General features: G+C 38.1%; 6 protein-coding genes. 3 read left to right on the forward strand and 3 right to left on the reverse strand.

Going from position 1 to position 6,000, the window contains the following annotated elements; translation table 11 throughout:
- The first annotated feature begins 203 nt into the window (after positions 1 to 203).
- Positions 204 to 944 carry a tRNA pseudouridine(38-40) synthase TruA gene (gene truA, locus ACPWSO_RS15630; protein WP_426084515.1) on the forward strand — a complete coding sequence of 247 codons (741 nt, stop codon included), beginning with the start codon at positions 204 to 206 and terminating at the stop codon, positions 942 to 944.
- A gap of 263 nt (positions 945 to 1,207) precedes the next feature.
- Here the strand turns inward: truA and ACPWSO_RS15635 are convergent, their stop codons facing one another.
- Entirely contained in the window at positions 1,208 to 1,933 is a 726-nt protein-coding gene (locus tag ACPWSO_RS15635) for a hypothetical protein (RefSeq protein WP_426084516.1), read from the reverse strand.
- Positions 1,934 to 2,082: 149 nt separating this feature from the next.
- Between ACPWSO_RS15635 and ACPWSO_RS15640 the strand changes: the two genes are divergently transcribed.
- On the forward strand, positions 2,083 to 2,700 hold the full coding sequence (locus ACPWSO_RS15640; RefSeq protein WP_426084517.1) for an isochorismatase family protein: 618 nt from the start codon (positions 2,083 to 2,085) through the stop codon (positions 2,698 to 2,700).
- Between the two features lie 952 nt (positions 2,701 to 3,652).
- Positions 3,653 to 4,402 (forward strand): type I methionyl aminopeptidase, encoded by a 750-nt coding sequence (gene map / locus ACPWSO_RS15645; RefSeq protein ID WP_426084518.1) that lies wholly within the window; start codon positions 3,653 to 3,655, stop codon positions 4,400 to 4,402.
- 443 nt (positions 4,403 to 4,845) lie between these two features.
- On the opposite strand, the gene ACPWSO_RS15650 is transcribed toward map, so the two are convergent.
- Positions 4,846 to 5,235 carry a hypothetical protein gene (locus ACPWSO_RS15650; protein WP_426084519.1) on the reverse strand — a complete coding sequence of 130 codons (390 nt, stop codon included), beginning with the start codon at positions 5,233 to 5,235 and terminating at the stop codon, positions 4,846 to 4,848.
- A gap of 11 nt (positions 5,236 to 5,246) precedes the next feature.
- Positions 5,247 to 6,000 (reverse strand): EndoU domain-containing protein (locus ACPWSO_RS15655; protein WP_426084520.1); only part of this gene is annotated, 754 nt, incomplete at its 5' end.

The following is a 6,000-nucleotide window of genomic DNA, read 5'->3' on the forward strand; positions in this document are numbered from 1 at the left end:
AGATACGTTATATTGTGAAGTCTGGATTGTAGAGAAATAAAAAAAGAAATAGCCTTTAAAAAGATGTTTCAAGGTGATGAGTGATTGGCATACAACCTGGTCTAAAACATAAAATGGCCAGACTGTGTTTTTTTCATATCGTAAAAAACGTTAGCAGCGTCTGTGAAACAGTCAAATAAATAATGAGGGGTAAGAGAAACACGATGAAAAATATTAAATTAACTATTGAATATGACGGCGGAAGATATCTTGGTTGGCAAAGACTTGGCGATTCAGACAAAACGATTCAAGGGAAAATTGAGCATATTCTTTCCCAGATTATTGGAACGAAGATTGAAATTATCGGCTCGGGTAGAACAGATGCCGGAGCGCACGCTAAAGGACAAGTTGCAAATTTTAAAACAGATGCGACAGTGGATTTAGCAGAGATGCTGACAACGCTAAATAACCAGCTGCCTCGTGATGTTGTGGTGAAGAAATTGGAAGAAGTGCCAGAACGGTTTCATGCCAGATATAATGCAGCGGGGAAGAAATATAGCTACTATGTTTGGAATGAAGTGATTCCTTCTGCATTTGAACGGAATTACAGCTTTCACTATGCAGAGCCGTTAGACCTTGAGCTGATGAATGAGGCTTGTCGGAAATTAATAGGGACACATGATTTTATTGGTTTTTCTTCTCTTAAAAAAACAAAAAAATCAACCGTTCGAACGATTAATGAGCTTTCGATTCAACAAGAAGCTGGTTTGCTTCATTTTACATTTGTTGGAGATGGCTTCTTATACAAAATGGTGAGAATTATTATGGGGACACTGTTGGAAATTGGTACAGGAACGATGAAATTAGAAACAATCGATGAGGTATTTGAACGGAAAATTAGAAGTGATGCCGGAATGACGGTGCCGTCACAAGGGCTTTTTCTTGATGAAGTTTATTATAAATAGACATACAGGAGAAGCTTTTTCCAACGATATCCTTGAAAGGCTCAGATAGCAGCGCACACAAAAACACCTCAAAGCTCAAAAGAGTGCTGAGGTGTTTTTGTACGCTTGCTAGGAGGATAGTAAAAGGAGCGAAACAGACGCTCTTTTTGTTTCACTCTTTCATCCAAATAAGCAGAGCGATAGAAAACATTAGTTGTGCTAATCTGTGGCTTGAAAAAAATACAACAAAAAATTAAGATAGGCATTTTGAAACGCCAAAGAATCTACCAAATATTTTCATCAGGAGAAGCTTTTTCTATCAAATGATTATACAAATCCTGATTTTCTAGATAGTTTTTATACAATACTGTCTTTTTAGTCGGGTTGGGGTTCATAGAATCCCACTCTCCAGGAGCCCCTCTCTCAGGTCCCATCGTAATCATTACTGTATGAAAAAGAGGTTCAATAGTGTCACCAGCTGTCTCAAACCGATAAAAGTGAATACCTCCTTGTTCTTGCTGTGCAACCTCTAAAATGGAGCCGTTAAGACGATAAGAGTATTGGTGAATATCTATATAGGTTTCGAAGTCTTCGGCTAGGATAATATTTCCACCCCCATCGGTGTAGCTGGCTGTACTCATTGCCAATAAAACTTTTATGGGCATATCCAAGTCATAATAATTTTCTAGAGCAACTGATTCGGGAGACAGTGATTCTTTTGTTGAAGTACTTGTTTCGGTTGTCTCTTGTGAATGTGACGCATTGTTCTGTGTCTCGCTCGTTTTTTCTATGGTGCCGCTTTTTGAGCTTTGCGTCTTGCTTTCTCGTGCAGATGACTTTGCAGTAGATGAAGACATCATCTCTTGTTGGCTTCTACTATTGGTTGATAACGAAGGAACATCTTTACTGCTGCTGCAGCTGGAAAATAACAGTAAGCTAATAAGTAAAGCAGTTACTTGTAATGTCCTGTTTGAAATTATAAACGGGTATAGATTTTGTGTTTTTTTCATTTTCATTTCCTCACTTCTGCATGTGCTGTTAATAATTATAACTTGTCCTTAGAAAAAAAAGCAGCTTATTTTTGCTCTACAGCAGATGATTCGTGCTTTTTCTTTATCCGCAGTACAATAAGGATAACGAAAGTAGAGGAGTGGAGTATATGTCAAGCTATGAAAAAAGAACAGAAGATCATTTGCTTTCACCGGAAAATACGGTGTTAACAATTATTGACTATCAACCGACACAAATCAATTCGATTAATTCAATGAATCGTTCAGAACTGATTCGCAATACTGAAATTGTGATTGAACTAGCTAAGCTTTACGGTATTCCTATTGTGCTGTCAACGGTGAATGTGGAGAAAGGCTGGAATTCTGATACAATTCCAGTATTGAAGAGAGCTGTTGGTGATGGCGTTCAGTCTTATGATCGAAGCTCAATCAACGCTTGGGAGGATCAGGAGTATAATGCTGCTGTAAAGGCATTCGGACGTAAAAAAATCCTGATTGCTGCTTTATGGACAGAAGCTTGCCTAACCTTTCCAACGTTGGATGCACTGAAGGAAGGCTATGAAGTCTATCCCATCGTAGATGCGGTTGGAGGAACCTCTTTACTGGCTCACGAGACTGCCTTACGCCGTGTAGAACAAGCCGGTGCCCAGTTAACAACGATAGCTCAATTAGCCTGCGAGCTGCAAAGAGACTGGAACAGAGAAGAAACTGTACCAGGCTTCGATGAGCTGATGACTAAGTTTGGTGCTTTTTCTAATTTGAGGTAATCGGAAAATCAGGAGTATATTGTGAAACAGACGTATCTAAGCCTAGCCATTTCTTTTATTTGTTGAACTGTAGAAACTCAGGTTGTCTATGTATGGTATAAGTAGAAAAGACTCAGTGGTCAGTGACAGCTGAATGAGTAAAAAGAAGCTGTATGTTGTACAGTTGTAAGAGTGAAAAAGTGAATGGAATAATAATCAGATTTCCTTCTGACTATTGTTCCACTCGCTTATTTTTGTTTCTACAAAAGGCGAGGTTGAAAGTGTTTACCTTCGAGAAGCAAGTAGATAAGTTTCATGTCAGCTCGTTTTTCACTGTATTTTACAGTAATAAGAAGGATAAGCCGAAACTTGTCAAGAAACACTACGAGGGAACTGAGTAGTTGTGGATTGATATCGACCTGGAGCGCCGCATATTTTTGAGATTATTCGGCTTATTTCCGAGAACTTCAACTCTTAGCACTTAGAAGTTGATGCTAGCGGGACGAAGTGTAGTGAGCTTGCTATCTCTATGAGCCTAGCAATTCTCGAGACAAAGCATTAGGTTCCTACAAGCTTATGTCAAAGCTCCTCAATAATATGTAGTTTGTAAAAAAGATGCATGCCATTTCCCAAACCTGAATTGCCGGCAGGTGTAAAAAATCTCATTTTTCTGAGGTCTACGTGAAGACCCATAAATAATAGATGTATTTCGTTTATTCATGTAGCAGCCCTTGCATTGGGAAGCAGTGTAAAATAAAAATGGTTGAATGATTGTAGCTAAAGTGAGATAATCCAGCTAGTCTTTCGCTGAAAAAGCAGGGTCTGCGATAGTAATAGGTCTCGATTACTCATTATTGCCAAGATACATAGTGAGGTACGAGCTGATGTTGAACGATACCTATTTGGTTTTCGAGACAGAAGACTTCTGCTGCAACCTAAGCGTGTACATATTATTAGTAGAGGAGCGTTTTAAATGATTACATTAAAATCAACTAGAGAAATTGAGCAGATGAAGGAGTCTGGAGCGATTTTAGCTGGTATTCATGAACAATTGAGAGAGTTGATTGTACCAGGAATTACAACGAATCAAATCAATGCGTTTGTTCATAAGAAGATAGAGGAAGCCGGTGCGACAGCTGCTCAAATTGGATTTGAGGGCTATGAATATGCTACTTGTACTAGTGTGAATGAAGAAATATGCCATGGGTTTCCATCGGACTATCGGTTGAAATCTGGAGATGTTGTTAAAGTAGACTTTTGTGTGGATCTTCATGGGGCTATTTCAGACAGCTGTTGGACGTATGCTGTTGGAGAGATATCCGAAAAGCATCAGGAATTAATGGCGGTTACTCTGGAAGCCTTACGCTTAGGGATTGAACAAGCACAAATTGGCAACCGGGTAGGTGATATTGGTCATGCAATTCAGAGTTATGCAGAGTCGAAAGGATATGGTGTTGTCAGAGATTTTATCGCACATGGGATTGGCCCGACAATCCATGAGGAGCCTTTCTTTCCTCACTATGGAATTGCAGGAAAGGGACTGCGTTTAAAGGAAGGAATGACACTGACCATTGAACCAATGATTACAACTGGTACTTGGCGAATGGTGATGGACCCCAATGGTTGGACTGCCCGTACGATTGACGGCGGGTATTGTGCTCAATATGAACATTCTATTGCAATTACTAAGGAAGGTCCGGTGATTATGACGGGGCAAAATTAAGGTAACTAACGCTACTATTGGACAAAAGGCGCTGAAGGAATAGCTTCCACAAGTCTATTCTTTCAGCGCCTTATAAAAGGTTTCAAAATATATCGAGAAGCCTCGACATATTAAATTGCATAAAAATATACTTCCATCCCATTGAGAAGTAAATACGTGTTGGTGTACATCTGGATAATGGTTGGAATCTCCGTGATTTGCTCCATACTTTCCACCTATAGTTGCATGTGGTCGTCTTTGTACTGCCAAATCAGGCAATGGAGTGTCTGGGTCAGTTTATTCTTGGCTGTAGACCACTCAACTACTTCCTTCACTCGAATGTTTTATACTAAAAGACAGTGCTAATAAAAATACTAATACTGTCCCTAATTTTTTTACTTATTAAACTAACTAGTTTTAATGAACTGTAGATTACTTTAAATAGTATTCATTACTAAATTCTCCTACTGTAGCACATTTAAAGCTTGCTTGACTTTTGCTAATAATTTTCTGATTTCCAATTCATCATATTTTTCATAGCCATCTTGTATTACCCTGTTAATAGCTGTTTCAATATACTTATAAAATTCTTCAAAACTTAAGTATGCCTCACAATCTTCATTTGCTGCTGGTTGATCAATTGAAAATAGAATTTGATTATTTTTTAATTTTCCATAGGCGTGGAATGATTCATCAATCTCGTCACTAAATAGAAATCCCATAAATTCTTCACCGAAACCTTCTTTTCTTGCAAACCTAGATAATATTCTTTGTAATTGTATATCAGAAATACAAAAGAAAAATGAATATACATACTTTTCTATTTCTGATTTATCATTAATAACTCTACACATATATTTCTCCTTTATTTTAGTATAGGATAAAAGTTAGTAACTGCACCTTCTTTTATATAACCTTTAAATTTTAAACCATTAGAAGCATGACCTATTATTTCTCCAGTATTTTGATTAAATATACCATTCTGCATGGCTTCCTTCCCCCATGCTATCATTTGAGCATCATTTATCATATTCGGGTCATATACTGTTTTAGGGTATTGTACTTTCTTATATTTAATCGGTTGCGCTAATGCTCCTCCAGAAACTTGCATTGGTAATTGATATTCAATTTCATAAACTCCAGAAATAGTCGGATGAGGTGTTTTTCTCAAAATACAATCATCTAAACCAATAGTAGAGTCTAAACTTAATAGTGCTGTTTCAAATTTTTTCAAATTATGTCCGCCACTTACTGTTTTTCCGGTAATTTTTTCAGCATTCTTCAAATGATTTTCAGCATTACTGCCAATTCTCACATGATAGTTTTTCCCTCTAACCGTCTGTCCATGATACGTACTTCCTGCATCCCCATCTATTTCCGGAACCTTAGTTACTTTTCCCTTAACCGTCTTAGCTCCGTTATAGCCTAACATAAATCCTTCCAAGACCGCAAACGAGACTTTGAGTATTCGCTCTCCTGTGGATAGCTTTCTTCCAGTAATCAGCTCTTTTCCTGTCCATGCCTCGGTCGCATTAGTGACAGTTCCTATCATATCCAGGGTATTGGCAATGGCCAACGGCAGCTTCGATTGGAAAAAGATGAGGGCTCCATTGACAGCA

This window comes from Enterococcus sp. LJL51 (genome assembly GCF_049894025.1).
Taxonomy (GTDB): domain Bacteria; phylum Bacillota; class Bacilli; order Lactobacillales; family Enterococcaceae; genus Enterococcus_L.